This is a genomic window from Nonomuraea sp. NBC_00507 (assembly GCF_036013525.1).
Lineage (GTDB): Bacteria > Actinomycetota > Actinomycetes > Streptosporangiales > Streptosporangiaceae > Nonomuraea.
This window is the reverse complement of the sequence record NZ_CP107853.1, coordinates 9858907-9883709: the sequence shown is the minus strand read 5'-3', so window position 1 is coordinate 9883709 and position 24803 is coordinate 9858907. Positions and strand designations below refer to the sequence as shown.

The 24803-nt window shown below is 71.4% G+C and carries 29 protein-coding genes; 13 read left to right on the top strand and 16 right to left on the bottom strand.

The window, feature by feature from the left end; translation table 11 throughout:
- Window positions 1-18: 18 nt before the first annotated feature.
- The gene (locus OHA25_RS47635) at window positions 19-798 is read left to right on the top strand and encodes a putative hydro-lyase (protein ID WP_327583449.1); all 780 of its coding nucleotides are present in this window, start codon (window positions 19-21) and stop codon (window positions 796-798) included.
- On the opposite strand, the gene OHA25_RS47630 is transcribed toward OHA25_RS47635, so the two are convergent.
- Window positions 783-1358: an AAA family ATPase gene (locus OHA25_RS47630; protein ID WP_327583448.1), complete on the bottom strand. Its 576-nt coding sequence runs from the start codon at window positions 1356-1358 to the stop codon at window positions 783-785. The genes OHA25_RS47635 and OHA25_RS47630 overlap by 16 nt on opposite strands.
- Window positions 1359-1497: 139 nt before the next feature.
- Here OHA25_RS47630 and secY point away from each other — a divergent pair, with 139 nt between their 5' ends.
- Window positions 1498-2787, top strand: coding sequence for a preprotein translocase subunit SecY (gene secY / locus OHA25_RS47625; RefSeq protein WP_327583447.1), 1290 nt, complete (start codon window positions 1498-1500; stop codon window positions 2785-2787).
- A gap of 12 nt (window positions 2788-2799) precedes the next feature.
- Here the strand turns inward: secY and OHA25_RS47620 are convergent, their stop codons facing one another.
- The 4 genes from OHA25_RS47620 to OHA25_RS47605 all read right to left on the bottom strand — a co-directional run bounded on the left by OHA25_RS47620 (window position 2800) and on the right by OHA25_RS47605 (window position 6184).
- Window positions 2800-3534, bottom strand: coding sequence for a response regulator transcription factor (locus tag OHA25_RS47620; protein ID WP_327583446.1), 735 nt, complete (start codon window positions 3532-3534; stop codon window positions 2800-2802).
- 243 nt (window positions 3535-3777) lie between these two features.
- Complete coding sequence (locus OHA25_RS47615) at window positions 3778-4806, bottom strand: sensor histidine kinase (RefSeq protein ID WP_327583445.1); 1029 nt, start codon at window positions 4804-4806, stop codon at window positions 3778-3780.
- A gap of 46 nt (window positions 4807-4852) precedes the next feature.
- Window positions 4853-5242, bottom strand: coding sequence for a PPOX class F420-dependent oxidoreductase (locus OHA25_RS47610; RefSeq protein WP_327583444.1), 390 nt, complete (start codon window positions 5240-5242; stop codon window positions 4853-4855).
- 33 nt (window positions 5243-5275) lie between these two features.
- Window positions 5276-6184 (bottom strand): phosphotriesterase family protein, encoded by a 909-nt coding sequence (locus tag OHA25_RS47605; protein WP_327583443.1) that lies wholly within the window; start codon window positions 6182-6184, stop codon window positions 5276-5278.
- Window positions 6185-6344: 160 nt separating this feature from the next.
- On the opposite strand from OHA25_RS47605, the gene OHA25_RS47600 reads away from it, so the two are divergent.
- Window positions 6345-6800 (top strand): TIGR02611 family protein, encoded by a 456-nt coding sequence (locus OHA25_RS47600; protein WP_327583442.1) that lies wholly within the window; start codon window positions 6345-6347, stop codon window positions 6798-6800.
- Window positions 6801-6854: 54 nt separating this feature from the next.
- The gene (locus OHA25_RS47595; protein ID WP_327583441.1) at window positions 6855-7769 is read left to right on the top strand and encodes a TolB family protein; all 915 of its coding nucleotides are present in this window, start codon (window positions 6855-6857) and stop codon (window positions 7767-7769) included.
- Here the strand turns inward: OHA25_RS47595 and OHA25_RS47590 are convergent.
- From OHA25_RS47590 to OHA25_RS47575, 4 genes are all read right to left on the bottom strand, one after another.
- Window positions 7764-8084, bottom strand: coding sequence for a GroES family chaperonin (locus OHA25_RS47590; RefSeq protein ID WP_138670682.1), 321 nt, complete (start codon window positions 8082-8084; stop codon window positions 7764-7766). The two genes, OHA25_RS47595 and OHA25_RS47590, sit on opposite strands and share 6 nt — an antisense overlap.
- Window positions 8085-8164: 80 nt before the next feature.
- The gene (locus tag OHA25_RS47585) at window positions 8165-9085 is read right to left on the bottom strand and encodes an endonuclease/exonuclease/phosphatase family protein (protein WP_327583440.1); all 921 of its coding nucleotides are present in this window, start codon (window positions 9083-9085) and stop codon (window positions 8165-8167) included.
- 78 nt (window positions 9086-9163) lie between these two features.
- A complete protein-coding gene (locus OHA25_RS47580; RefSeq protein ID WP_327583439.1) occupies window positions 9164-10456 on the bottom strand; it encodes an FAD-dependent oxidoreductase in 1293 nt (430 codons plus the stop codon).
- Between the two features lie 142 nt (window positions 10457-10598).
- Window positions 10599-10916, bottom strand: coding sequence for a rhodanese-like domain-containing protein (locus OHA25_RS47575; RefSeq protein ID WP_327583438.1), 318 nt, complete (start codon window positions 10914-10916; stop codon window positions 10599-10601).
- A gap of 36 nt (window positions 10917-10952) precedes the next feature.
- Between OHA25_RS47575 and OHA25_RS47570 the strand changes: the two genes are divergently transcribed.
- Complete coding sequence (locus OHA25_RS47570; protein ID WP_327583437.1) at window positions 10953-11591, top strand: TetR/AcrR family transcriptional regulator; 639 nt, start codon at window positions 10953-10955, stop codon at window positions 11589-11591.
- Window positions 11592-11597: 6 nt separating this feature from the next.
- Here OHA25_RS47570 and OHA25_RS47565 read toward each other — a convergent pair whose 3' ends face one another.
- The 3 genes from OHA25_RS47565 to OHA25_RS47555 are packed head-to-tail and all read right to left on the bottom strand — an operon-like array spanning window position 11598 to window position 14457.
- The gene (locus tag OHA25_RS47565) at window positions 11598-12404 is read right to left on the bottom strand and encodes an ABC transporter ATP-binding protein (protein ID WP_327583436.1); all 807 of its coding nucleotides are present in this window, start codon (window positions 12402-12404) and stop codon (window positions 11598-11600) included.
- Window positions 12404-13411 (bottom strand): FecCD family ABC transporter permease, encoded by a 1008-nt coding sequence (locus OHA25_RS47560; protein ID WP_327583435.1) that lies wholly within the window; start codon window positions 13409-13411, stop codon window positions 12404-12406. The genes OHA25_RS47565 and OHA25_RS47560 overlap by 1 nt, the downstream gene beginning before the upstream one ends.
- Window positions 13408-14457 (bottom strand): FecCD family ABC transporter permease, encoded by a 1050-nt coding sequence (locus OHA25_RS47555; RefSeq protein ID WP_442942238.1) that lies wholly within the window; start codon window positions 14455-14457, stop codon window positions 13408-13410. The genes OHA25_RS47560 and OHA25_RS47555 overlap by 4 nt, the downstream gene beginning before the upstream one ends.
- Window positions 14458-14560: 103 nt before the next feature.
- Here OHA25_RS47555 and OHA25_RS47550 point away from each other — a divergent pair, with 103 nt between their 5' ends.
- Complete coding sequence (locus OHA25_RS47550) at window positions 14561-15574, top strand: ABC transporter substrate-binding protein (protein ID WP_327583433.1); 1014 nt, start codon at window positions 14561-14563, stop codon at window positions 15572-15574.
- Here the strand turns inward: OHA25_RS47550 and OHA25_RS47545 are convergent.
- Window positions 15558-17978, bottom strand: a complete 2421-nt coding sequence (locus OHA25_RS47545) for a helicase-associated domain-containing protein (protein ID WP_327583432.1) — start codon at window positions 17976-17978, stop codon at window positions 15558-15560. The two genes, OHA25_RS47550 and OHA25_RS47545, sit on opposite strands and share 17 nt — an antisense overlap.
- Window positions 17979-18056: 78 nt before the next feature.
- On the bottom strand, window positions 18057-18563 hold the full coding sequence (locus OHA25_RS47540) for an ATP-binding protein (protein WP_327583431.1): 507 nt from the start codon (window positions 18561-18563) through the stop codon (window positions 18057-18059).
- A gap of 221 nt (window positions 18564-18784) precedes the next feature.
- On the opposite strand from OHA25_RS47540, the gene OHA25_RS47535 reads away from it, so the two are divergent.
- From OHA25_RS47535 to OHA25_RS47510, 6 genes are all read left to right on the top strand, one after another.
- Window positions 18785-19606: a helix-turn-helix domain-containing protein gene (locus OHA25_RS47535; protein WP_327591148.1), complete on the top strand. Its 822-nt coding sequence runs from the start codon at window positions 18785-18787 to the stop codon at window positions 19604-19606.
- The gene (locus tag OHA25_RS47530) at window positions 19607-19843 is read left to right on the top strand and encodes a DUF397 domain-containing protein (protein WP_305924688.1); all 237 of its coding nucleotides are present in this window, start codon (window positions 19607-19609) and stop codon (window positions 19841-19843) included.
- 88 nt (window positions 19844-19931) lie between these two features.
- The gene (locus OHA25_RS47525; RefSeq protein ID WP_327583430.1) at window positions 19932-20189 is read left to right on the top strand and encodes a hypothetical protein; all 258 of its coding nucleotides are present in this window, start codon (window positions 19932-19934) and stop codon (window positions 20187-20189) included.
- Window positions 20190-20232: 43 nt separating this feature from the next.
- Complete coding sequence (locus OHA25_RS47520) at window positions 20233-20991, top strand: hypothetical protein (protein WP_305924686.1); 759 nt, start codon at window positions 20233-20235, stop codon at window positions 20989-20991.
- Window positions 20992-21011: 20 nt separating this feature from the next.
- Window positions 21012-21893: a hypothetical protein gene (locus OHA25_RS47515; RefSeq protein WP_327583429.1), complete on the top strand. Its 882-nt coding sequence runs from the start codon at window positions 21012-21014 to the stop codon at window positions 21891-21893.
- Window positions 21893-22156: a sigma factor gene (locus tag OHA25_RS47510; RefSeq protein WP_327583428.1), complete on the top strand. Its 264-nt coding sequence runs from the start codon at window positions 21893-21895 to the stop codon at window positions 22154-22156. Before OHA25_RS47515 ends, OHA25_RS47510 begins: the two co-directional genes overlap by 1 nt.
- On the opposite strand, the gene OHA25_RS47505 is transcribed toward OHA25_RS47510, so the two are convergent.
- Window positions 22143-22730, bottom strand: coding sequence for a histidine phosphatase family protein (locus OHA25_RS47505; RefSeq protein ID WP_327583427.1), 588 nt, complete (start codon window positions 22728-22730; stop codon window positions 22143-22145). The genes OHA25_RS47510 and OHA25_RS47505 overlap by 14 nt on opposite strands.
- A gap of 58 nt (window positions 22731-22788) precedes the next feature.
- Here OHA25_RS47505 and OHA25_RS47500 point away from each other — a divergent pair, with 58 nt between their 5' ends.
- Window positions 22789-23757, top strand: coding sequence for a zinc-binding dehydrogenase (locus tag OHA25_RS47500; protein ID WP_327583426.1), 969 nt, complete (start codon window positions 22789-22791; stop codon window positions 23755-23757).
- Here OHA25_RS47500 and OHA25_RS47495 read toward each other — a convergent pair.
- Window positions 23741-24658: a TIGR03621 family F420-dependent LLM class oxidoreductase gene (locus OHA25_RS47495; RefSeq protein WP_327583425.1), complete on the bottom strand. Its 918-nt coding sequence runs from the start codon at window positions 24656-24658 to the stop codon at window positions 23741-23743. The genes OHA25_RS47500 and OHA25_RS47495 overlap by 17 nt on opposite strands.
- Window positions 24659-24803 lie beyond the last annotated feature (145 nt).

Genomic DNA, 24803 nt, shown 5'->3' with positions numbered 1-24803 from the left:
AGGCGTAATGTCGTGTCTGTGGACGTCGCCGATCTGAGCCCCGCGCAGGCGCGGGAGCGATTCCGCACCGGCGAGCGGGTGCCCACCGCAGGCTGGTGCCGGGGCTGGACGCAGGCCAACCTGATCGCCGTGCCCGCGCGGCTGCGGTACGACCTGCTGCTGTTCGCCCACCAGAACCCGCAGGCGTGCCCGGTGCTCGACGTGGGCGAGCCGGGCGCCTGGTCCACGGCGTTGTTCGCCGGTGATCTCCGTACCGATCTGCCGGGATACCGGCTCTACCGGGACGGCCGCCCGGTCGCCGACCTCGGCGAGGTGGTGGAGGAGTGGCGTGAGGACCTCGTGCCGTTCCTCATCGGCTGCAGCTTCACCTTCGAGCGGGCGCTGCTCGCGGCCGGGGTGCCGGTGCGGCACCTGGAGCTGGGGACGAACGTGCCGATGTACGTCACCAACGTCCCCTGCAAGGCGGCGGGCAGCCTGTCCGGACCGCTGGTCGTGTCGATGCGGCCGGTGCCGGAGGCACTGGTCGAGACCGCCGTCGAGGTGAGCGGACGATACCCGCAGGTGCACGGGGCGCCGGTGCACCACGGCGACCCCGCCGCCATCGGCGTCCGCGACCTGGCCCGGCCCGACTTCGGCGACCCCGTGGAGGTGCGGGCCGGCGAGGTGCCGCTGTTCTGGGCGTGCGGGGTGACGCCGCAGGCGGCGATCATGGCCAGCGGCGTCGAGTACGCGATCGGGCATCTGCCGGGCCACATGGCGATCCTGGACGTCCGGGACGACGACTACCTGGTGGTCTGAGGCGGGATGCCCGCCGCCGTGAGCTGCTCGCCGACCGGTGGCGCGCCGCACCGGTTGTCGATTTCCAGGTGCGGGACGACCGGCGGCTCGTCCACCCGGATGGTGCGCAGGTAGTCGGCGAACGCCGCCAGCTTGCCGGCGTCCCTGCCGTAGCCCCTGGCGGTGAGGCGCTCGCGCAGGGTGGGCCCGTCGGAGCGCACCCAGAGCAGCCGCACCGGCGGGCCGCCCAGCTCCGTCACCCACTCCGCCCACCTGGCCGCGTCGTGGACCTGGGTGGTGAACGGGCCGTCGAGCAGCACCGGGCAGCCGTGCCCGCGAATCTGCCCGGCCAGCCTGGTCAGGCCGGCGTATTCGTGGCGTTTGACGTGCTGGTCGTACCAAGGTCCCTCGCGCTCGCCGTCCGGCTGGCCGTGGGCGCGCAGGACCTCCGCCACGAAGTCGCCGTACACGGTGTCCTTGTCGAGCACGGCGGGCACGGGGGACAGGCGAGTGAGCAGCTCGGCCGCCACCGTGGACTTGCCCGCGCCCGGCGGCCCGCTGATCACCCAGACAGTGCTCATGGGGTCAAGATATGGTGGGCCGCGTCCAGGGGCCCACCACAGGCAGCGGCGCTTGCGCCCCGCCTACGCAGATCTGCGTACGCCGGTGCCTCGGCTGGGCGGACGACGTCCGGGGGCGCGCCGGTCAGACTCGGTGCCCATGCTGACCGTATTGATCAGAGCGTTCCGCGTGCCGGACCTGCGGAAGAAGCTGCTGTTCACGCTCGCGCTCATCGCGCTGTTCCGGCTGGGCCAGCTCATGCCGTCGCCGGGAGTGGACGTGGCCGCGGTGCGGGAATGCGTCGGGACGGCGAGCGGGGGACTCTTCGATCTGGCGCAGATGCTCAGCGGGGGCGCGATGCTGCAGTTGTCGGTATTCGCGCTCGGCGTGATGCCGTACATCACCGCCAGCATCGTCATGCAGCTGTTCGCCGTCATGGTGCCCCGGCTGGACACGCTCAGGAAGGAAGGGCAGCGGGGGCAGGCGAAGATCACCCAGTACACGCGGTACCTGACCGTCGCGCTCGCCCTCCTCAACGCCGGCACCGTCGTCGCGCTGGCCCGCGCCGGGCAGCTGCTGCCCGGGTGCGCCCGGCCGCTGCTGCGGGACGACGGCCTGCTGTCCACGGCCGTGATCGTGCTCACCATGGTGGCGGGGGCCTGCGTGGTCATGTGGCTGGGCGAGCTGATCACCGACCGGGGAATCGGCAACGGCATGTCGCTGCTCATTTTCACGCAGGTCGTGGCGGTCTTCCCGGGCTACATGTCGAAGATCTTCGTGCTGACTCCGGTCGGCGCCGTCGTGATGACGGTGGCCGGGCTGTTCCTGGTGGCGGCCGTGGTGTTCGTGGAGCAGGCGCAGCGGCGGGTGCCGGTGCAGTACGCCAAGCGCATGGTGGGACGGCGCATGTACGGCGGGAGCAGCACCTACATCCCGCTCAAGGTGAATCAGGCGGGCATCGTGCCCGTCATTTTCACCACGTCGCTGCTCTACCTGCCGACGCTCGCGGCGCCGCTGCTCGGGGACGAGGCGGGCGCGTGGGTGGCGCAGAACCTGACGTCGGGAACGCACCCGCTCTACATGGCCGGCTACGTGCTGCTGATCGTGGCCTTCACCTACTTCTACGTGTCGATCACCTTCAACCCCGACGAGGTGGCCGACAACATGCGGCGCTTCGGCGGATTCGTGCCCGGTATCCGGCCGGGGCGGTCCACGGCCCGGTATCTGGCGTATGTGCTGTCCCGGCTGACCGCGCCGGGGGCCGCGTACCTGGGGGCGCTGGCGTTGTTGCCGCTGGTGGCGTTCGCGATCCTGAAGGATCCCAGCACTCAGCAGAACTTCCCGTTCGGCGGGGCCAGCGTGCTGATCATGGTCGGCGTCGGGCTCGACACCGTCAAGCAGATCGAGGCCCAGCTTCAGCAGCGCAACTACGAGGGTTTCCTGAAGTAGGCAGCCGGCCGGTCAGGGAGGGCCGGTGAGGCCGGCCCGCATGGCGAACACCACGAGCTGCGCCCGGTCCCTGGCGCGCAGCTTCACCATGGCGCGGCTGACGTGGGTCCGCACGGTGTCGGGGCTGATCACCAGCTCCTTGGCGATCTCCTCGTTCGACCTGCCGGTGGCCACCCACGCCACCAACTCCCGCTCCCGGGGCGTGAGCGTCTCGATGCCCTCGACCGGCTCCGTGCCGTGCCGGCCGAACAGGCCGATCACCTTCCTGGTGATCGCCGGTGACAGCAGCGCCTCTCCGGCGGCGACCACGCGGACCGCGTTGGCCAGCTCGTCGGGGGCGCTGTCCTTGAGCACGAAGCCGCTGGCTCCGGCCTGGAGGGCGGCGAAGACGTACTCGTCGACGGCGAACGTGGTCACCACCACGATCCGCGAGCCCCGCAGCTCCGGGTCCGCGGCGATCGCCCGCAGGGTGGCCAGGCCGTCCATGCCGGGCATGCGGATGTCGAGCAGGAGCACGTCGGGGCGGGCCCGCCGCATCAGCGCCAGCGCCGCCGCCCCGTCGGCCGCCTCGCCGACGCACTCCATGCCGGGCTCCCGATCCAGCAGCGCCCGCAGCCCCATCCGCACGACCGCCTGATCGTCGGCAATGGCCACCCGAAGGGGCCGGTGGCCGTCACCGCCGAACGACGCCGCCGCGCCGCCGACGGCGGAGCCCGCCCCGTCCGAACCGGTGACCGCCTCACCCATGGGGCCGGCTTCCCTTGTCCCGCCGTCCGCGCTCCTCGACCCGGAGACCCCGCGCTCCACCCGACCGGCGTCCTTCAGCGGCTTCCTTGGCGAGGCCGTGCCTGCCTGCGGTCGGCTCGTGTGCTCGGGCGGCCAGGCTCCACCGTCCTGCGGTCGGCTCGTGTGCTCGGGCGGCCAGGCTCCACCGTCCGGCGGTCGGCTCCTGCTCAACCCATGCTCCGGCAGGCCGGCGGGGGTGTGCGGTCATGCCGAGACCTGCGGGAACCGGGCGATCACCTGGAAGCCGCCGCCCTCACGCGGCCCGGCGGTGAAGTGACCGCCTGCCTCGGCGACCCGGGCCCGCATCCCCGAGAGCCCTCGTCCCTCGGCCGCGCCTGTCCAGCCGACGCCACGGTCGGCCACCTCGAGCACGAACTCGCACGGGTCGTTCGCCACCCGCACCAGCGCCCTGGTCGGGCCCGCGTGGCGCAGCACGTTGGTGAGGGACTCGCGCACCACCCGGTAGACGGTCCCTTGCAGAGACGCGGGCACGGCGGGGCCTGCGGGCTCGACGTCCACCGGCAGGCCCGCGGCCCGCACCCCGTCGATCAGGCTCGTCAGGTCGCCTTCAGGCGGGTCGATGCCGTCGAGCGCGGCCCGTAACCCGGCGAGGGCCGTCATGCTGGTCTCCCTGATGGCCTGCAGCGAGGCCCGCGCCTGCTCGGGATCGTCGTCGAGGGTGACGAGCGCGAGCCCGGCCTGCATCGCGATGGCCGCCAGCCCGTGCCCCGCGGCGTCGTGCACCTCACCGGCGATCCTGGCCCGCTCCAAGACCACGGCATCCGTCTCGACCGGGGCCACGGCATCCGTCTGGACCGGCGACCGGCCGGCGGTGAACGGCGCCGCCCCATCCAGGCCGGACGGTTGACGAGCGGAGGAGGCCGGCGCATACGTGTCCAGCGCCCGGCCCACGGCGGTGTGGTCGCGAGCCGGAGGGCGCACCGCCTTCGGAGCAGCGATGGAGAGCCCTGTCACACTCCGCTGCCCGATCGCGGCGGGAGCCGCCCCGGGTGCTGCCGGCGCTGTGGCGTGCAGTTGGGGCGGCTCGGTGTCCGCGGCCGCTGCAGCGGCCGCGCGGGCCTGGGCGAGGCCGCTGAACGACCATGGGACGGCCAGCCAGCCCGCCCACGCGAGCATGACCACGACCGGAATGTCGCCCAGGCGGGTCAGGCGTGACAGAGCCGCGAGCGGCCTGCGCAGGCGGCCGCCCCTAGGCGTGTGCTGCGTCTCCATCCCCCCACCCGGCCAAGGCTCGTCGTAGCCCTGATCCTAGCGAGTTTCACACTCTCCGGTTCGATGCCGGACCGCCCAGACCCCAAGAGATGATCTTGTTGGGCTTGATCCTGATGAGCTCTCCGGAAAAGCCGTGGAACGGCGGCTCCTGCCCCGTCAGCGCCTCCGCCGTGCCCCGGATCTCGACTCCGCGCACCGTCCACGGATGCACCGAGGAGAGGTCGTCCACCACGAACGCCACCGTGCTGCCCGCCTGGATGTTCTTGAACTTCTTGGACTCGCCCAGGTTGTGCCCGCCGATGTCGATCGTGCCCGCGCCGGCGTCGACGAAGAAGCCGGTGGGGCTGTTCTGGACCTGCCCGTCGGGGGAGATGGTCGCCAAACGGCCGAGCCGCTGCGTGGTCAGGTAGTCCAGTTCTTCTGGCGTGAAGGTCATACGGTCAGCGTGCAACCTCAAGCGCCGTTGAGGTCAAGCCGAGCCCGAGGTCAGCCACCGCAGCGGGTTGTCGCGGGTGAGCAGGTGGATCGTGTCCTCACCGGTGCCCGCCTCGCGCAGGCGGGGGAGCAGCTCATGGAACAGGTGGGCGTACCCGGGCCCGCCATAGGCGCGCAGGTGCGCGACCCGGCTGAGGCCGGTGCTGATCAGGAGGCGTTCGGCGTGGCCGTCCTCGATGAGGGCGAGGGCGATCCTGGCGGCCTCGTCGGCGCCGAGGCTGACGACGCCCAGGCTCACGTACGCGCCCTCTTCGGCGATCTTGCGTGCGGCGCCCAGGTCATTGCCCGTGTAGCCGATGGCGATCCGGGAGCCGTGCAGGTTCTGGCCGAGCAGGATCTCCAGCAGGGCCAGGGCGTTCATGCCGTGCGTGGCGACGGGCAGGCGGGACTGGAGCGCGGCGCGAGCGGCGGCGATCAGGCAGCGTTCCTCGCGCGGCGTGGGCTCGGGACCCCAGCAACCGACCTCGCCGATCACGCCGGGGAACACGCCCGTGCCGTCCAGGCCGCTGGAGATCTCGTACATCAGCTGTCTGGTGAGCTCGTCGACGTCCTCGTCCCGCACGTCCGTGAACGGCTCGGCGAACAGGCCCGTCGAGGCGATCACCGGCACCCGGCTGCTCGCCGCGACGCGGGCCAGCGTGGCCGCGTCGCGACCCATGCCCAGGCTGGTCAGATCCACCACCAGGCTCAGGTCGCCGGACTTGCGCAGCTCGCGGAACTCGCCGGCGACGGCCGCCTCCTCGTCGAGCCAGCGGTACGGGTCGGAGTCGACGCCTACCCCCCAGCGCATGTCGGTGCGCAGATGCTCGTGGGGGAGGACGGCGCCGTTGACGGCGTCCGCGCGTACGGGACCGGTGACGGTACGAAGCAAGACCTCGGGCATAACAGACATTAACCGATATTTGCCGAATAGTGGCAGCTCAGGCCGGTCCGGGGCCGGAAATTTTACGTTACGCGAAGTTTGGTGATTTGCTAGTCATCTGCAAGTTGATGACATGGACGGGGCCGTATCCTAGGGGGCACACCGACTGCCGGGGGGCATTGTGCCGATTCAGAACTCCGACACCGGCGACGCCGACGTCATCAAGGGGAAAGCCGCCGAGGACTCCAGCATGCCCGGACGCCGCCACGGCATCCAGGGCTGGCTCGACGGCATCAGAGCGACCCGTACGGGCGCGCTCACGCTGAAGATCGTGATCGGCGTGATCGGGGCCGTCATGGTGGTGGGCGGTCTCATCATGGTGCCGTTCCCCGGCCCCGGCTGGCTCGTGGTGTTCGCCGGCCTGGCGGTGCTGGCCACCGAGTTCCACTGGGCGCACAAGCTGCTGGAGTTCGGCAAGGCCACGCTGCACGCCTGGACGGAGTGGTACAAGAGACAGGGCTGGACGGTCCGCATCATCGTGCTCGTCGTCACGCTGGCCGCGGCCGCCGTGATCGTCTACTTCGGTCTGCTCACGCTGGGCTTCGACGTCCTCGAGTTCGCGCAGCGCTACATCTAGACCCGGTGGTTATGGCCGCCCGGAATCGGGCGGATGGCTGCCTATTCTGCGGGCGTGATCGCCACTATCGCCCTCGCGCTGTCCCTGACCGTATCCGCCGCCCCGGTGGATCTCGCGTTACCAGGTACGGGCGGCATGAAATATCGCGAAGACACCGGCGATCCCGTTCGGCTCGCCGCGTACGGTCTCGGCACCAAGCGCACCTACCTGCGCTCCGCGAGTGGATCCGCCTTCGCCTGGGAGAAGAGTCTCACCGAGGTGTCCGTCGCGCCCGGCGGCCGGCTGGCGGCAGGCGTGCCGGCCACGTACCGCTCCGGCTACGACGCCCTCGTCGTCACCGACCGCACCACCGGCGCGTCCACCAGGATCCGCACGGTCAAGAAGCCGCTGACCGCCTCCTACGCCTCCTGGTCCCGCGACGGCAAGAAGGTCGCGCTCACCGTCGAGCAGAAGGTGGGCGGCAGGTGGCGGGTGGTCGGCTTCACGGTCGTCGACGTGACGGCGAAGACCGCCCGCACGGTACGGATCAACGGCCTGAGCGCGAGCGCGGGCTTCTGGTGGAGCCCCGACGGCAACCTCGTCTCCCGGCACGGCACGGGCCTGCGCCTCTATCGGCCGTCCGACGGCGCCGTCATGCGCACGCTGGCCGGCGTCGGCCTGCCGACCGGTCCTGAGGACTCGTTCTCGCCGTCCGGCAAACGCCTGACCACCTGGTGCCCGTCGCGCTTCAAGGAGCAGCTCTGCCTGGTCGACCCCATCGCCGGCAAGATCGCCCAGCGGGTCGACGTACGGCCCGAGGCCGTGTTCGGCTGGTGGGACGAGAGCCACGTCATCGCGGTCATGCCGCACCGGGGCGCCTACCGGCTGTCGGTCGTGGACCTGCGCGGAAAGGTGACGCGCGTACTCGCGAATGTCCCCGCCAAGACATGGGCCGCGGAGTTGTGGGTGTCATTCACCCGCGGGTCATAGGTAGAGCCCGGTCCCGTGGTCGGTCTCCTGCGTGGCCACGGCGTGCAGGTCGCGCTCCCGCATCACCAGGTAGACCTGCGCGTGCACTTCCACCTCGAACTGCTCCTCCGGGTTGAACAGCACCTTGTCGCCCACCTTGACCGAGCGCACGTTCGTGCCCACGCCGCACACCTCGCCCCAGGCCAGCCGGTTGGCCAGCTTGACCGTCGCCGGAATGACGATGCCGGAGCCGCTGCGCCGCTCCTCCGCCTCCTGCTCCAGCTTGATCATGACCCGGTCGTGCAGCATCTGAATCTCGAACTTGGGCTGTTCCACGGCTCAAGTCTATGAGTCACGGCACCCGCCATCTTCCGGTACGCCCTCGGCGCCTTCGGCCGCCCCGCACGACCGCGCGATCACGGCAGCCTGAGCTCGGCGAACACCGGCCGGTGGTCGGTGCGCCGCAGCGACAGCACCTCGAACGCGCGCACCGCCATCCGGGAGTCGGCCAGCACATGGTCGATCGTCACCCCCGGTGACTGGACCAGCGGGCCGTTCTGCGGCCACGTCGCCACGAAGCCCTTCCCCATGACGTCGGCCGCGTCCCGATAGCCCGCCGCCAGCAGCTCGCGCATCGGCAGGTGGTCGAGCGTGGCGTTGAAGTCGCCCGCCAGCACCCGCAGCACGTCGCCCCCGCGGGGCAGCGCGTCGAGGCCCGCCTGCCAGCACGGCTGCCGCCTGTGCCGTTTGGGCGCGCACGGGTGCACGGACACGATCTCGATCCGCTTTCCGCCGGGATGCTTCAGCCAGGCCCTGGCCTGCCCAAACCCACCCTCCATGATCAGCTTTCCGGCTTCGAGCGGGTGACGGGCGTACACGGCCGACCCGCCGACGCCCGGCAGGGGGTGCGTGACGGCGTGCGGGAGCACCTTGCGCACCCCCGCCTCGTCCAGCCGCTCCATGGCGGCCGGGGTGAACTCCTGCAAGGCCAGCACGTCCGGTCGCAGCCGGCCGACCAGCTCCATCAGCTCAGCCGTGTCGGCCTGGCCCACCAGCAGATTGGCCGCCAGCACCCGCAGCACCGGCCCCTTCGCGTCCGGATTGCCGTCGGACAACGCCCGGGGCAGCACAGCGGGCACCAGCCCCAGCACCGCCACGAGCGCGACAGTGCCCGCCGCCCGCCGCCGCAGCGCCCAGGCCAGCAGCCCGCCCGCCACCGCCGCCACGGTCGCGTACGGCGTGTACGCCACCACCGGCACCCACGGCCAGTCCGGCTCCAACCCGCTCAACCGCACCGCCGCCCACAAGGCGAAGGGGACCACCGCAATCCAGCTCACCCATGTCCGCACGCCCTGTATCGCCACGAGTCCCCTCGTGAGTTCACGCCCCCAGGCAGCAGGTCAGGCCGTGCGCGGTTACGCGGGCACCGGCACTGCTCGCGATGCGCCGCCGCGGAGCACCTTGAGCAGCGCGGCCGGGCTCATCAGCGACGGCGGCGGGTCGTAGAGGTTGGTCACCCGCAGGAAGCGCAGCACCAGCTCGGGGTCGTGCGCGGCGGCGGCGTGGAAACGCTCCAGGTACGCGCTCACCATGCGCATCCTCGGCGTCAGGTCGCCCTCGACGCCGGGCATCTTCAGGTCACCGCCGACCGTGATGTCCCACGGCGCGTCCACGATCTTGGCGATCCGCCGGAAGAACGCCTGCGGCCGCAGCTCCGCCTCGAGCAGCACCTTCGCCTCCAGCGCGGCGACCGTCATGCCCTGGCCGTAGAGCGGGTTGAACGCGCACACCGCGTCCCCGATCACCAGCAGCCCTTCGGGGAAACGGCTCAAGCGCTCGTAGCGGCGCCGGACGCCGGCCGGGTTCCGGTACGAGCGGGGCTCTCCGACGGGCTCGGCGTTCCTGATGAGGTGGTGCAGATCGAGGGCCGGCAACGTGGCGGCGTAGTCGGCGAACTCGGTCAGCCCGAGGCCCGGACCCTCGCCGTACCCCGCCATGGTGACGATCCAGCGCTCGTCCTCCAGCGCCAGCGCCACCCCGCCGCGCGGGTGCTCCGGCGTGGGGGCGATGATGACGACCAGGTCCCCGTCGAGGTCGCCGGGCCGGCGGCGGAACTCGCGGGTGCCGTACCGCACGTCGATCACCACCCGCTCCTCCCGGGGCGGCTCATAGCCCAGCTCGCCCAGCCAGAACGGCGTGCGCGAGCCCCGGCCGCCCGCGTCGACCACGAGGTCCGCCGGGATCGGCGCGCCGTCGGCCGGCCGCACCCCCGTGACGCGGCCGTCCTGTGCCAGCAGGCCGGTGGCGATCCGGTCCGCCAGCACCCGCACGCCGGGCAGCGCGCTCACCCGGCGTCGTATCTGGCCTTCCAGCAGCGGGCGGCTGGCCAGCAGCCCGGACAGGCCGCTGTCACCGCGGGCGAGCCGGTGCCCGCCGTGGATGTGCCTGGCGTCCCGCTGCAGGTCTCCCCTGATCGCTCCTTGCGCCACGAGCTCGGCCGACAGGCCGGGCAGTAACTCGTCGATGACCTCGCGGCCCTTGGCGAGCAGGCCGTGCGCGTGGCGGCTCTGCGCGACGCCCCTGCGGTGGGCGTCCACCGTGGGCAGCGTGTCGCGGTCGAGCACCGTGACCCGGCCGAACAGCCGGTGCAGGGCGGCCGCGGCCAGCAGCCCCGACATGCTCGCGCCGATGACGACGGCGTGGTCCATTTTCGTCTCCCCCTGTGTCGTGTGACTCGTCCGGGAGAGAGTCGCCTGCGGACAGGATTCCTTCTATGTCCTTTGGCGCGTTCCAGGAGAAAGGCCCGGCCTTGCGGCGGCCGGGCCTTTCTGCTAGCGGGGAGCGACTCTGCTACGCGGACTCGACCGGCAGGCCGGCCTCCACCCAGTCCTCGATGCCCTCGACGTATCTGCGGACGTCGGTGTAGCCGAGCGCGCTCAGCCGGGCTGCCACAGCCTTGCTGTTGGAGCAGGAGGGATTGGTGCAGTACGTGACGATGGAGGCGTCCTTGTCGGGCAGCAGCGCGGCCGCACGCTCGGCGACCTCGCTCTCGACCAGGGCGATGGCGCCCGGCAGGTGCTGCTGGGCGTAGTAGTCGCCGCCCAGCGTGTCGACCACCGTCACGGTGCTCAGGGCGGCCTTCAGTTCGTCGCGGGTGATGACGTTCATTGTGTCCTCCAGAGAAAGTGGACTATAGTCCGGTTCGTGGACGACTCGAAAATTACCGGACCGCAGTCCGGTTCGTCAAGCGTGCCTCTGGAGCTGCTGCGGGCCCGGCCACCCAAAGAGCGCGCGGACGCGGCACGCAACAGGGAGAAGGTGCTCGCCGCCGCGGCGGCGCTCTTCGCGGACAAGGGCGTGGAGGCGGTGTCCATGGATGCGATCGCCGCGGCGGCCGGGGTGGGCAAGGGCACGCTCTTCCGCAGGTTCGGCGACAAGTCAGGGCTGGCCGTGGCACTCCTGGACGACCGCGAACGCGACCTCCAGCAGCGCATCCTGTCGGGCCCGCCGCCGCTCGGTCCCGGCGCGCCCGCTCGCGAGCGGCTGCCCGCCTTCGTCGCCGCCTACCTGGGCTATCTCTTCGACCACCTGGACCTGGTCCGGATGTCGGAGACCGCCAGCCCGGGCGCGCGTTACCGCATCGGCGCCTACCGGTTCTGGCACCGGCACGTGGCCATCCTGCTGGCGGAGTCCCGCCCCGGCGCCGACGCCGACGTCCTGGCGCACGCGTTGCTGGCCGCCGTGGGGGCCGAGGCGGCAGGCGTGCTGAAGGCCGACTACGGCCAGGACCGGGCGGTGCGGGGCATCACCGACCTGGCCCTGGCCGTGGCGAGTTCGCGCTGACGGGTGTCAGGCGGAGGCGGCGCTCACTCGGCGGCGCGCCTCCGGGACGATGAGCGGGGTGCCGGACTGCGGGTCGGGGATGATCTCGCAGCGCAGGTCGAACACCTCGTGCACCAGCTCAGGGGTGACGATCTCGGTGGGATCGCCCTCGGCCACGATCGTCCCGGCACGCATCACGATCAGGTGGGTGGCGTACCTGCACGCCTGGTTCAGGTCGTGCAGCACCGCCACCATGGTCCGCCCCGCCTCGTGGAGGTCCGCGCACAGGTCGAGGACCTCGATCTGGTGGGAGATGTCCAGGAACGTGGTCGGCTCGTCCAGCAGCAGGATCGGCGTCTCCTGCGCCAGCGCCATGGCCAGCCACACCCGCTGCCGCTGCCCGCCGGACAGCTCGTCCACGATCCGGTCGGCCAGTTCGGCCACGTCGGTGGAGCGCATGGCCTCGGTCACGGCGGCCTCGTCGGCCCGCGACCACTGCCGCATGAGGCGCTGGTGCGGATACCGCCCACGGGCCACCAGGTCCGCCACGGTGATCCCGTCCGGCACGATCGAGCTCTGCGGCAGCAGGCCGAGCCGTCGCGCCACCTCCTTCGACGGCAGCGACGTGATGACGCTCCCGTCCAGGTGCACGGCCCCGGTCTTGGGCTTGAGCATCCTGGCCAGGGCCCGCAGCAGGGTGGACTTGCCGCACGCGTTCGGGCCGATGATCACGGTGAACGACTCGTCGGGGATCGCCACGCTCAGGTCCGTGGCCACGACACGCTGGTCGTAGGCGAGGGTCAGGCCGGTGCCGGACAGACGCGCATCGGGCATCAGTGGCGGTCCTTTCGCAGGAGCAGGGCGAGGTACGTGCCGCCGATGGCGGCGGTCAGCACGCCGACGGGCAGCTGGGTGGGGGCGAGCAGCCGCTGTGCCGCCAGGTCGGCGCTCGTCAGCAGCACGGCCCCCATCAGCGCCGAGGCGCCCATCGTGACGCCGGGGGAGCGGGTGAGCCGCCGGGCGAGCTGGGGCGCGGCGAGCGCGACGAAGATGACGGGGCCCGCGGCGGCGGTGGCCACGCCGGACAGCAGCACACCGGCCGTGATGGCCACCGCGCGGACCGGCTCGACCCTGATGCCCATGGCCTTGGCCGCGTCGTCGCCCATCTCGATCATCCGCATGGGCCGCGCCAGATAGAGGCACACGGGAACCAGCAGAGCCACCGCCAGCGCGACCGGTAGCGCGTGGTCCCAACCGCGCCCGCTCAGGCTGCCGGTGAGCCACGCGCCCGCGGTGGCCGCGTCATTGATGTTCGCCCTGGTCAGCAGGTACGAGTTGACCGCCAGCAAGAGCGCGTTCGCCCCGATGCCGACGAGGACCAGCCGGTAGCCCTGCACGCCGCCGCGGAAGGCCAGCGCGTACACGAGCACGGCCGTGACGACGCACCCCGCCAGCGCGCCGCCGGCGATCGTCATGGCCGAGCCGCCCGCGACCACGGCGATGATGCCGCCCGTCGAGGCCCCGGCGGTGAAGCCGATGAAGTCGGGGCTGCCCAGGGGGTTCCTGGTGAGGCTCTGGAAGATCGCGCCGCTCATCCCGAACGCCGCGCCGACCAGCAGCCCCGTCACCACGCGCGGCGCCCGCAGCTTGCTCACGATCAGCTCGGCGACCGGTGTGCCCTGGCCGAAGAGCGCGGTGATGATGTCGGGCACGGGCACGGTGAACTCGCCCGTCGAGATCGCGGCCACGGCCACCACACAGGCGACCAGCAGGAGGGCGGCGGTGACGAGCAGGGCGCGGGGCGCCAGCCGTACGGAATACGGGCCGACCCGGACGTTCACAGCGCCGCCACCCGCTTCCGCCTGGCCAGCATGATGAAGATCGGCGCGCCGATCACCGCCCACACGATCCCCACCTGCACCTCACCCGGGCGGGCGATGAGGCGGCCCACCACGTCGGCCCCCAGCAGCAGCACCGGCGCGGCCACCGCCGAGTACGGCAACACCCACCGCTGGTCGGGCCCCACCAGCACGCGCACCGCGTGCGGCACGATCAGCCCCACGAACCACAGCGGCCCGGCCGCGGCGGTGGCCGCCCCGCAGAGCAAGGTGACCGCCACTCCGGTGAGCGCCCTGGTGCGGCCCACGGCCACGCCCAGCGCCTTGCCCGCGTCGTCGCCGAGCGCCAGCATGTTGAGCGGCCTGGCCAGCGACAGTCCGAGCACCAGCCCGGCGACCATGAACGGGGCCAGCCGCACCAGCGTGTCGGCCGTCTGCCCGGCCAGCGACCCGGTCAGCCAGAACCGCATCCGGTCGAAGGTCTGCGTGTCCATCCGCAGGATCGCCGAGGCGATGGCCGTGGCCACCATGCCGAGCGCGACGCCCGCGAGCGTGAGGCGTACCGGGCTGGAGTCCGAGCGACCCGCCGAGGCGAGCGAGTAGACCATCACGGAGGCCAGCGCGGCCCCGCCGAACGCGAACCACACGTAGACGGCGGGATCGCTGAGCCCGAACAGGCCGAGCGCCAGCGTGACGCCCAGCGCCGCGCCCTCGTTGATGCCCAGCAGCCCGGGGTCGGCGAGGGGGTTGCGGGTCAGGCTCTGCATGAGCGCCCCGGCCAGGCCCAGCGTGGCGCCCACACCGAGCCCGAGCAGCGTACGCGGCACGCGCAGCTCCCGGATGACCGTGTGGTCGTTCGAGCCGTCCGGCGCCAGGAAGGCGTCGATCACCGTGGCGAACGGCACGGACCGGGCGCCGAGCGCCACGCTGGCCATCGCCATCAGAGCCAGCACCGCCAGGGCGGCGACGAGTCCGATCGCCAGCACCCCGGGACGCGCCCACGCCGGTCTCTTCGCGGACTCGGCCGCCTCCTCGGCCGCCTCGTCCATGGTCACCGCCGGGCGCACCCGAACCCCTCTCGTCGCAGTCAAACTTAGGCAAGGCTAATCTAAGGGCCTTGTAGCAAGGCAAGCCTAACCTTAGGAGATGACCATGTCGGGACCGGTACTGGCACGCAGGGGCTTCCTGTCGGCCACGGCAGGACTCGCGGCGGCCGTGACGCTGGCCGCGTGCGGCGACGACGGTGGAACGCAAGCGCAGCCCACCACGGCCGGTTCCTCCGCCCCCGCGGCCCAGGCCTGGTCGTTCACCGATGACCGCGACAAGAAGATCGACCAGCCCAAGGTCCCCTCCAGGATCGTGGCCCAGGTCGGCGCGGCCGCCGCCCTGTGGGACTTCGGCGTGCGCCCCATCGCGGTGTTCGGCCCCCACAAGCTCAAGGACGGCAGCAAGGACCCGCAGGTCGGCAACGTCGACATCACCAAGGTCCAGGGCCTGGGCAACGTGTGGGACGAGTTCAACGTCGAGCAGTACATCGCTCTCCAGCCGGACCTCCTGGTCAGCAGCATGTACATCAAGGGCACCCTCTGGTACGTGCCCGAGAAGTCCAAGGACACCATCGAGCAGGTCGCCCCCACCGCCGGCATCATGCTCACCGGCAAGAGCGCCACCCAGGTGATCTCCAAGTACGAGGAGCTCGCCAAGTCCCTCGGCGCCGACCTGCAGGGCGTGCCCGAGGCCAAGGCCCGCATGGAGGCCGCCACCAAGGAGCTCGCCCAGTTCAAGGACCTCAAGATCCTCATGGCGTCGGGCGGCGCGGACGCCTTCTGGGTGGTCAACCCGCCCGAGTATCCGGACATCGTCCACCTCACCCAGGCCGGGCTGAACGTGGTCACCCCGTCCAAGGTGGACGAGGGCGGCTTCTTCCAGACGCTGAGCTGGGAGAACGCCGACGAGTACGAGGCCGACGTCATCCTCTACGACACCCGCACCCAGGCGCTCAAGCCCGAGGAGATGATGAAGAAGCCCACCTTCGCCAAGCTCCCCGCCGTCAAGGCCGGCCAGCTCTACCCGTGGAACGCCGAGGCGCCCTACAGCTATCAGGGGTACGCGGACTTCCTCGAGGCGCTCGTGGCGAACCTGAAGAAGGCTAAAAAGCTCCTCTGACCTCGACGATCTCGGCGAGGGGGAACTCCAGGTAGTCGCCCGCCTCCTCGCACCAGGCGTCGAGTGCGCCGCCGTTGAGCTCGCCGTGGCTGATCGTGGCGGTCAGCCCGTCGGTGAGCGTGATGCCGGCCCGCACGCCCCGGTCCACCACGAAGCCCAGCAGCGACTGCTGTGCTGTCGGCAGCCTGGTCGCCATCCTGCCGATGATCGCCCAGGTGCGGCCGCTCTTGTCGGACTCGGCCCGGCTGGCGGCGATCAGCCGGCGGGCGTGCTCGCCCGGGTCGGGCGGCGGCTCGGCCAGCAGGTGAGCCGGCGCCTCCAACCCACCTAGCTCGGCCACCTGGCCGCCGGGCAGCAGGATCAGCTTGCCGTTGATCGGTTCCTCGCGCTCGGCGAGCTCCGCGGCCCTGACCCGGTGGATGGTGATCTCGCCGGTGTCGGAGACGGGCACCGGCGCGTAGCCGGCCTCCCGGAGTGCGGACAGCGTGCGCTCGGCCTCGGCCGAGCTCACCAGCACGGTGGGGGCCAGCAGGCGCAGGCCGAGCCGGCCCAGCCGCCGGTGTGCGGCGATCTCGGCGAGCAGCGCGGGGTCGCCGGCCTGGATGACGCAGCCGACCGTGGTGACCGTCACCTCGCCGTGCCGCCGCGCGGTGTCGCGCACGAGATATTCGAGCGGCTGCGGGATCGCACCCACCGCGGCCAGCTCGTCGAGCAGGTCGTCGGCCTCGTAACCGCGGTCGAGCGCCCGGCGCACGCTCTCGGCGGTGAAACGCCACACCGAGGCGGCGCCCCGCGACTCGCGCTCGGCGACCCGGTCGAGCAGCGCCGCCAGCTCCGCCGACGGCGGGCCGGTCACCACCGCCGTCAGGTCAGGGCCGAACAACGCGCTCCTGCGCACGCTCGCCAGCGCCCGCGTGGACACCTCGACCAGCACGGGATCGTGCTCGACCATGGGCACGGCCTCGTCGTTCTCATCCCCGGGCTGGGCCGTGAGACCCGCCAGCCCCCGGCCGAGATCGGTCAGCGCGTCGTTGGCCACCAGCCCGAGCAGCCTGGCCTCGTCCAGCACCGGCGGCGCGCAGTCCAGCAGCAGCTGACGGTCGATCAGCGGCGCGTGCCAGTGGACGCTCGCGATGAGGCTGTCGCGATCGGCGAACGCCGTGCCGGCGGGCAGGCAGGCCAGCACCGGCAACACCGACCGGCGCACCCGGGCCACGGCGCTGCCCGCGGGGTCGTCGCCGAGCACGGTGCCGTACTTGCCGTCGATCTTGCGGAGCGATGAGCGCTCCATGCGCCACCACGCCGACAGCAGCACGCGCAGCCGGGCCGCGCCCTCGTCCAGGCGCCAGCGATCGAAGCGCTCGGTGGGCACCAGGCCGCCGGCGGGCTCGTCCCAGGCCAGCAGTCTGGCCACCGCGCAGATTTCCAGCAGCAGGCGGGTCTCGTCCTCGTCGCAGCCGGTCTCCTTGGCCACCCTGCGGATCTCGCGCACGCCCACGCCGCCGGTCTTCAGCAGCGGCAGGGGTGTCTTGGAGGTGTTGTCGAGCAGGGCCGCGCACCGCTCGACCACGTGCGGCGCGGCCAGCGTCATCAGGTGGTCGACCTCTTCGGGATCGACCGGGATCGTGGCGACCTCGGGCGCCGCGGGCACGAACGGCGGATGGTAGCCGGGGCCGCGCAGGCAGATGGCCACCTCGCGGGGGATCTCGGCCATATGCCAGCTGGGACGGAAGAGCATGCCGTGGTCGGCGCACCACTTTTCCGGCGTGCCGGGCATGACGAACCTGCCGCCGTCCACGGGCAGCGCCGGCCCTTCCCAGGCGAACCGGTCGAGCAGCGCGGCGGTGCCGGCGGGGGCGCCCTGGATCAGCGCCTTGATACGCTCGGCGTCGCCGAGCGTATCGGCCACGCGGGCGATCGTGCGGCGTTTGTGGCCCTGGGCGGGCAGGCCGAGGTTACGGGCGAGCGCGCGCAGCGCGTCGTTGCTGATCGTCCAGGAGTTGAGGTAGTGGTCGAGCGGCTCGCCGAGGCCGAGCGGCGCGGCCCACCAGCGCGTGACGCCCTCCGCCAGGTGGATCACGCCGTCCTCGCCCGGCCAGGCCAGCGCGTGGTCGTAGAGGTGCTCGAGCCAGCCGATCACGTCATCGGCCGGCGCGTCGACGAAGGCGGCAAGCCGCTCGGCGGTGGGTTCGCGCAGGGCCAGCGCCGCCTCGGCCAGCTGCAGGCAGGGCAGCGGCAGCCGCTGCAGCGTCTCCATCACGGCGAAGCCGTTGCCGAGGCGCTGGGCGAGCGTGTCGAGCCGCCGCGGCCATGGCGCCGCGATGGCGTCGGGCCTGTTCGCCAGGATGCGGGCAAGCCTGTCTTCGTCTAGTGTTCGCAGCCAGCCGAGCAGGTGATCTTCCATCCGTCAGCACTCTCATGGGGTCGCACGCGGGACTCACCGTGAGCCATGACCATCCACGGTAATGCAGACCACCTCCGGTCAGGAGAGGACTGCCCAGACGATCTTCCCTTGAGGTGCCAGCGCCGACCAGCCCCAGCGGTGGCTGAGTGATTCGACGATGTGGAGTCCGAGGCCACCGGTGTCCAGGGGCCCAGGGTAGCGCAGCACCGGCACCGAGGAGCCTGGATCGGTGAAGGCGCAGGTCACCAGTGGTCCGTGGCGGACGAGCGACATGTGGACGGGACAGTCGCGGGGCGAGCCGGTCAGGCGCAGGCCATGGCGCAACGCGTTGGTCGCCAGCTCGGAGACCACCAGCTCCATGTTCTCGGTCAGCTCGGCAAGCCCCCATCCCGTCAGGGCGCCGACGGTGAAGCTGCGGGCGGAGTGGACCGAGGACGGGGTGGGCGGGAGCACGAAGGTGGCGCTCGCGTAAGGCCCGTGGACCAGCAGATCGCGTGCCGCCTCCGGCCACCAGCCGAGCGGGGGCCACCAATCGAACGTGGTCCACTGGCCGGGCGGCGCCGTGGTGGATTGCACGGTGATCATTCTGCGGCAAACTCTCGTGCAGGTGCAAGAGCGAATGCACGTGCAGACAATCCGTGCACACGCTACGGTAGCCATCAAATGGTCAATATGGGGGAAAGGGGATCTTGTCCGCGGCCATGATCTTTCGGCCGTGAAGTGACAGACTGTATCGCGAGGAAACGACCAAGGAGCAGCACGTGTCCATTGATCCGCCCGGTTCCGGCTCGACCGTTCGGCGCATCATGCTGGGGGCGAGCCTGAGGCGCCTGCGTGAAGCCAGCGGGCTTGACCGGGCACAGGCCGGATTCCACATCCGGGCGTCCGAGTCCAAGATCAGTCGTATGGAGCTCGGCCGTGTCGGATTCAAGACACGTGACGTGGAAGACCTTCTCACCCTGTACGGCGTCGTCGACGACGCCGACCGCCGAGCCCTGCTGGAGATGGTTCGCGAGGCCAACACCCCCGGGTGGTGGCATAAGTATTCGGCCGAGCTGCCCTCGTGGTTCACCACTTACGTGGGCCTGGAGGAGGCCGCGAGTGTGATCCGCACCTATGAGGTGCAGTTCGTGCCGGGCCTGCTGCAGACGGCCTCGTACGCGCGATCGGTCTTCCAGCTGGGCCACCCCGATGCGGGTTCCGACAAAATCGAACGCCGCGTGCACCTGCGCATGCAGCGTCAGGAGCGCTTCAGCCAGAAGGACGGACCCCGGCTGTGGGCCGTCATCGACGAGGCGGCGCTCATGCGGACCATCGGCGGACGGGAGGTCATGCGCGAGCAGCTCCAGCATCTGCTGGAGGTCGCTGCCCTGCCCAACATCACCATTCAGGTGATGCCCTTCAAGTTCGGCAAGCACGCCGCTGAGGGGGGTGCGTTCAGCATCTTGCGGTTTCCCGAGTCCGACTTGTCGGACGTTGTCTACGTCGAGCAGCTCTGGGGTGCCCTGTACCTGGACAAGCGTGAGGACGTCGATCCGTACCTCACGGCCATGGAGCAGCTGTGCGTGGAAAGCACCACGCCAGGGGGCACCGTCGAGCTCATCGACGGTCTTCTCAGAAAGATTTAGATGAACCAGACCTACAACGGCATGCCGGCGACCGATCTGACGCAGGTCGCCTGGCGCAAGAGCCGCTACAGCAACTCGCAGGGCAACTGCGTGGAGCTCGCGCAGCTGCCCGACGGCGCCATCGCGGTGCGCAACTCGCGCTTCCCCGACGGCCCCGCCCTCATCTACACCCGCGACGAGATCCGGGCCCTGGTGCTCGGCGTGAAGGACGGAGAATTCGACGGCCTCCTCGTGTAACACCGTGTTAACCTCCGGCGTGCCTGCTTAACCGGGGTGCGCCGGAGGCGTAACCGCCCGGCCTCGCCCCTAGGTCAGGATTCAGGTCATGCTCGACCAGATGACCCTGTATCCGATCGCCGACGACGTGCTGTTCGCGCCGGGCGGCAAGGTCGTGATTCGCACTTATGGCGTGGCGCCCACGACGACGGGCGCCTCCGTCTCCTATCGGACGTGGGTGACCGGCATCCTCGACCAACCGCGCTACTGGCACTGGGGCCACTTCGAAGACGCCACCTCGGGGCACCGCAAGGTGCTGGAGTGGCTCACGGGCCGAGGGCCGCAGCCTTCCCAAGCGCTGGCCTGATCGCTATCCTCATGCCAAGCAACCGCTTGGTAGAGGAGGCGTGGTGCGGCGCGCGATCCACCTGCTCGAGGAGGTCGATTTCAGGCCGATGAACTCCAGACGGCCGCTGGAGTATCTGACCTGGCTGACCACGTACAAACGCGAGGACGAGACCCGCACCGCTCCCGAGCTCACCTCCGGCACCTCCATCAGGTCCCGCGAGATCGACCTCGTCGGCGCCTTCTACGCCGTCGGCATCACCGGCCACCCGCAGTTCAAGGCCGTCACGCTGTGGGACTGCCACGGCGGGTGGGAGGGCGGCTGGCGGCAGATGATGGAGATCTACCAAGGGGTCGACGCCAAACTGTTCCTGTCCGACATCGACGACCTGCGCTTCTCCGCGTTCTCCCGGCCGCTCGGCGCCGTGCCCGGCTGCCCGCCGCTGGCCGAGGCACCCGCCGCCGAGCTCTATCTCTTCGAGAGCGCCCGGGTCCGCCCCGGGGCCGCGCTCGACTACCTCGCCGCCGTACGCGCCGAGCGCGCCCCGCTGCTCGCCGAGCACGGCCACAGCCTGGTCGGCCTGTACGAGGTGCTGTTCTGCGACACCGAGGCGGTCACCTTGTGGGCCGTCTCGCTCGACGACCACCTGGCCACACAGCGTGCCCGCGACGCCGCCCTCGGTCTCGACGACGAGGTCGCGCCCGATTCCCGGCTGCTGGACTGGGGAAAACGGGCTCGCGACTACCTTGACGGCCCGTGGCGTGAGACGCTTCTGGCACCGTTCCCCGGCTGTCGCCTGGCGCCCGGGGAGCTGCCGGGTTAGCGTCGGCTGCGGAGGTGGCCATGACGGATTCATACCTCTACAACGGACAGAGTCCTGACGATCACGTCGCGTCGTGTCCTGAGTGCAGCGCGGCCATCACGTTGCTCGACCAACCGGACACCGCGCTCGCGCCACCGCCCACGTTACGCGAGGCGGTGTTGTCCAAGGCGCGCCGCCGCCGCAGCCCGGCTCTGGTAGGGGTGGCGTCCGTGGCGGTGCCGTACGCCGAGCAGGTCGCGATCATGGACGACCTGCTGGCCGAGCTGAGCCTGGCCCAATGGGAGGCCCCGGTCGCCAAGCACGGCACGATCAGGGGCATGGTCGAGCACCTGGCGGCCAACGACGCCGCCCTCGCCCACTTCATGGGCGTGCCGGCGGCCGGCGCCGCGACGGTGCACCGGCGCTGGCGCGAGCAGGCGGGCACCCTGCTCGAACGCGTCTCCTCCAGTAACGAGGTCCTCCTCGGCGTCGAGGTGACCCTGGCGGGGACACGGCCGGCCCGCGCGCCGCTGCGCCAGGCCATGATCCAGCGCACGTTCGAGACCTGGACCCACACCGACGACATCAGGGCCGCCACCGGCGGCTCCACGTCCGCGCCGCGCGACGAGCACGTGCACATGATCGCCGAGTTCGGGCTTGCGCTGCTGCCGCGCGCCATGACGGGGCCGCGCCGCGACGTCTCGGCGACCTTCATGCTGACCGGCCCCGGCGGCGGCACCTGGACGATCCCGCTCTCGCCTGCCTCCGACCACGTCGCCGTGCTCATCTCGGCCGACGCGGTGGGCTTCTGCCGGTTGCTGGCCAACCGATGGCCACCCGACTCCTTCCCCTACGCCGCCGAGGGCGACCCCGTCCTCGCCCGCGACCTGATCCGTGCCGCCGCGACGCTGGGGTGCGACTGATGAGCGACATGGAGTTGTGCGCGCGGCTGACCGCCGGTGACCTCGACGCGCTGGCCGACGCCTACGATCAACACGGTCCGCACGTGTACGGCGTCGCCGCCAAGATCACCGGAAGCCGGCAGTACGCCGAGGAGATCACCCAGAGCGTGTTCGTCGCCCTCTGGGAGCAGCCCCTGTCGTACGACCCGAGCCTCGGCTCGCTGCGCGGCTGGCTGGTCAGCCGCGCGCTGCACGAGTCGGCGCTGCGCTCTAAGGTGAGTTGACCGGGGCGTTCCAGGTCAGCAGCACCGGTTCGGCGTGCTCGAACCCGAGCCGCGAATACGTGCCGGTGTCGAGCTTGAGCAGCCGGCCCTCCGCGGGCCCCAGGCCCAGCCAGCGCGCGGCCAGGACCCGCAGGAAGTGCCCGTGCGCGACCAGCGCCACCCGTCCCTCGACCGCCCTGGCGCGCGCTATCAGCCGGTCGGCGCGGGCGGCCACCTGGGCGGCGCTCTCGCCGGGGTGCTCGGCGTCGCCGGGGATCACGCCGTCGCGCCACAGGTACCAGCCGGGCCGGGTCTCGCGGATCGTCGGCGTGGTGATGCCCTCGTAGCCGCCGTAGTCCCACTCCCACAAGTCCGGATCCACCTCGAAGTCCGTCAGCCCGGCCAGCTCCGCCGTCCGCCGCGCGCGCTGGGCGGGGGAGACCAGCACCAGGTCGAACGACTCCTTGACCAGCGGCGCCAGCGCCCTGGCCTGATCCTCGCCGTGCTCCGTCAAAGGCAGGTCCGTACGTCCGGTGTGCCGGCCCGCCTTGCTCCATTCGGTCTCACCGTGCCGGAGCAGCAGCATCTCATTCATGGACTCCATCATCCGGCACGATTGACCTCAACCAAGCTTGAGGTAGCAGGGTGGGGTCATGGATGCGATCAGACTGCACACCTACGGCCCCGCCGCCAACCTCCGCCTTGAGACCGTTCCCGATCCGGCGCCCGGGCCGGGAGACGCCCGCATGGCCGTCCACGCCGTCGGGCTCCACTTCATCGAGACCCTCATGCGCCAGGGGCAGGCCGTCGGACCCCACCCCGCGCCGCCGCTGCCCGCCGTCCTCGGGACGGAGGTCGCCGGCGTGGTGGAGTCCGTGGGCGAGGGAGTGCCCGCCGAGCTCGTGGGACGCCGCGTGGTGACGTCCGGCGTGACTTCGGGAGGGTACGCCTCGCTCGCCGTGGCCCCCGCCTCCTCGCTCACCACGCTGCCCGACCACGTGGACTACGGCCCGGCGGTGGCCATGAACACCACGGGGGCCACCACGTTCGGCCTGCTGGAGCTGGCGCCCTTGAGCCCGTCCGACGTGGTGCTGGCCACGGCCGCGGCCGGCGGCATCGGGACGCTGCTCGTGCAGTACGCGCGCCGGGCCGGCGCCCGCGTGATCGGGGCGGCCGGCGGGCCCGCGAAGGTGACGCGGGTCGAGGAGCTCGGCGCGGACCTGGCCGTGGACTACCGGCAGCCCGGGTGGGACAAGCTGGTGCGGGAGGCGTTCGGCGAGGTCACCGTGGCCTTCGACGGCGTCGGCGGCGAGCTCGGGCGCGCGGCGTACGGGCTGCTCGGGCGGGGCGGCCGGTACGTGGTCTTCGGGGCGGCGGCCGGCGACTGGTTCGTCCCCGGCAAGGAGGACGCCGCGGCGCGGGACGTGACCGTTTACGAGGGGATCCCCTACCTCCTCGGCCGCGACGGGGGTGTGGGCGATCTGGCGGCCCGGGCTCTCGACGCGGTCGCCGACGGGTCGCTCACGCCCGCCGTCCAGGCGTTCCCCCTGGCCCGGGCCGCTGCGGCGCACGAGGCGCTGGAGAGCAGGAACACCATGGGCAAGGTCATCCTCGTGCCGTAGCGAGCTCCTCGACGACGGGGACGAGGGCGGGGAGGTCGCGCTCGTGGTGCACGACAAAGTACGAAATATCGTGCTCATCCCGCCAATGACGGAGTTTGTCGACCATCTCGCGCTGCGTACCGAGGAGCACCTGGGGTGTCTCGTCCAGCGACGAGCTGTCGGCGGCGCTCCAGGCCTCCTCCGCCTTCCGCCGGCCCGCCTGGACCACGCTCGTGCCCAGCTCCAGGCGGGCGTAGCGGGCGCCGGCGGCCGCGCGGACGTGGTGGAGCTTGCCCAGGAACGCCTCAAGACCGCCGTCCCGTGTGTCGGGCCCGCTGCCGTCCGGCCTCACCCGCATCCCGATGTTGACGACGTCGGCCTGCTCGGCCGCCAGCCGCAACACCCGCGGCCCGCCGCCGCCCAGCACCAGAGGCGGATGCGGCCGCTGCACGGGCTTGGGCTGCTGGTCGAGCCCGTCGATCCGATAGTGGTCACCGCGGAAGTCGAACGCCCCGTCCCCCCAGAGCCCCTTGAGCACCGCCACGGCCTCCCGCAGCCGCCCCACCCGCACCCCGGGCGCCTCCAGCGCCATCCCCGCTCCGGCGTAGTCGCCCGCCATCCAGCCGGTCCCGATCCCGACCTCCAGCCGCCCGCCGGACAGGAGGTCGAGCGTCGCCGCCTCCTTGGCCAGCACTGCCGGGTGCCTGAAGTCGTTGGCGAACACCAGCGTCCCCACCCGCAGCCGGTCGGTGGCGCAGGCGGCCGCGGTCAGCGCCGCGATGGGCGCGAACCGGGGCCCGACCAGGTGATCGGGCACCAGGAGCACATCGAACCCGGCCCCTTCCAGCCGTCTGGCCTTCTCGGCCCACGCCTTCCCGGACTCCGCCTCCCGCACCACAGCCCCGAACCTGAACGGCCGCACGTGTCCTCCTAGGTAGTCAAGCAAGCGCTTGGGGAAACCTTATGGGGAAAACTCCCTGAACGTGCCGCCACCCGTCGGTTCACCGACGAGGTGCTTGAGCGGGACGGTGCGTGGCTCGAGCGATGGGATCGGTGCTGATGGTCTC

Coding starts and splice junctions, on each gene's coding strand:
- OHA25_RS47630 (WP_327583448.1), bottom strand. CDS start 1,358: ATGAGCACTGTCTGGGTGATCAGCGGGCCGCCGGGCGCGGGCAAGTCC.
- secY (WP_327583447.1), top strand. CDS start 1,498: ATGCTGACCGTATTGATCAGAGCGTTCCGCGTGCCGGACCTGCGGAAG.
- OHA25_RS47620 (WP_327583446.1), bottom strand. CDS start 3,534: ATGGGTGAGGCGGTCACCGGTTCGGACGGGGCGGGCTCCGCCGTCGGC.
- OHA25_RS47615 (WP_327583445.1), bottom strand. CDS start 4,806: ATGGAGACGCAGCACACGCCTAGGGGCGGCCGCCTGCGCAGGCCGCTC.
- OHA25_RS47610 (WP_327583444.1), bottom strand. CDS start 5,242: ATGACCTTCACGCCAGAAGAACTGGACTACCTGACCACGCAGCGGCTC.
- OHA25_RS47605 (WP_327583443.1), bottom strand. CDS start 6,184: ATGCCCGAGGTCTTGCTTCGTACCGTCACCGGTCCCGTACGCGCGGAC.
- OHA25_RS47580 (WP_327583439.1), bottom strand. CDS start 10,456: ATGGACCACGCCGTCGTCATCGGCGCGAGCATGTCGGGGCTGCTGGCC.
- OHA25_RS47575 (WP_327583438.1), bottom strand. CDS start 10,916: ATGAACGTCATCACCCGCGACGAACTGAAGGCCGCCCTGAGCACCGTG.
- OHA25_RS47565 (WP_327583436.1), bottom strand. CDS start 12,404: ATGCCCGATGCGCGTCTGTCCGGCACCGGCCTGACCCTCGCCTACGAC.
- OHA25_RS47555 (WP_442942238.1), bottom strand. CDS start 14,457: ATGGACGAGGCGGCCGAGGAGGCGGCCGAGTCCGCGAAGAGACCGGCG.
- OHA25_RS47550 (WP_327583433.1), top strand. CDS start 14,561: ATGTCGGGACCGGTACTGGCACGCAGGGGCTTCCTGTCGGCCACGGCA.
- OHA25_RS47545 (WP_327583432.1), bottom strand. CDS start 17,978: ATGGAAGATCACCTGCTCGGCTGGCTGCGAACACTAGACGAAGACAGG.
- OHA25_RS47540 (WP_327583431.1), bottom strand. CDS start 18,563: ATGATCACCGTGCAATCCACCACGGCGCCGCCCGGCCAGTGGACCACG.
- OHA25_RS47535 (WP_327591148.1), top strand. CDS start 18,785: ATGCTGGGGGCGAGCCTGAGGCGCCTGCGTGAAGCCAGCGGGCTTGAC.
- OHA25_RS47530 (WP_305924688.1), top strand. CDS start 19,607: ATGAACCAGACCTACAACGGCATGCCGGCGACCGATCTGACGCAGGTC.
- OHA25_RS47525 (WP_327583430.1), top strand. CDS start 19,932: ATGCTCGACCAGATGACCCTGTATCCGATCGCCGACGACGTGCTGTTC.
- OHA25_RS47515 (WP_327583429.1), top strand. CDS start 21,012: ATGACGGATTCATACCTCTACAACGGACAGAGTCCTGACGATCACGTC.
- OHA25_RS47510 (WP_327583428.1), top strand. CDS start 21,893: ATGAGCGACATGGAGTTGTGCGCGCGGCTGACCGCCGGTGACCTCGAC.
- OHA25_RS47505 (WP_327583427.1), bottom strand. CDS start 22,730: ATGAATGAGATGCTGCTGCTCCGGCACGGTGAGACCGAATGGAGCAAG.
- OHA25_RS47500 (WP_327583426.1), top strand. CDS start 22,789: ATGGATGCGATCAGACTGCACACCTACGGCCCCGCCGCCAACCTCCGC.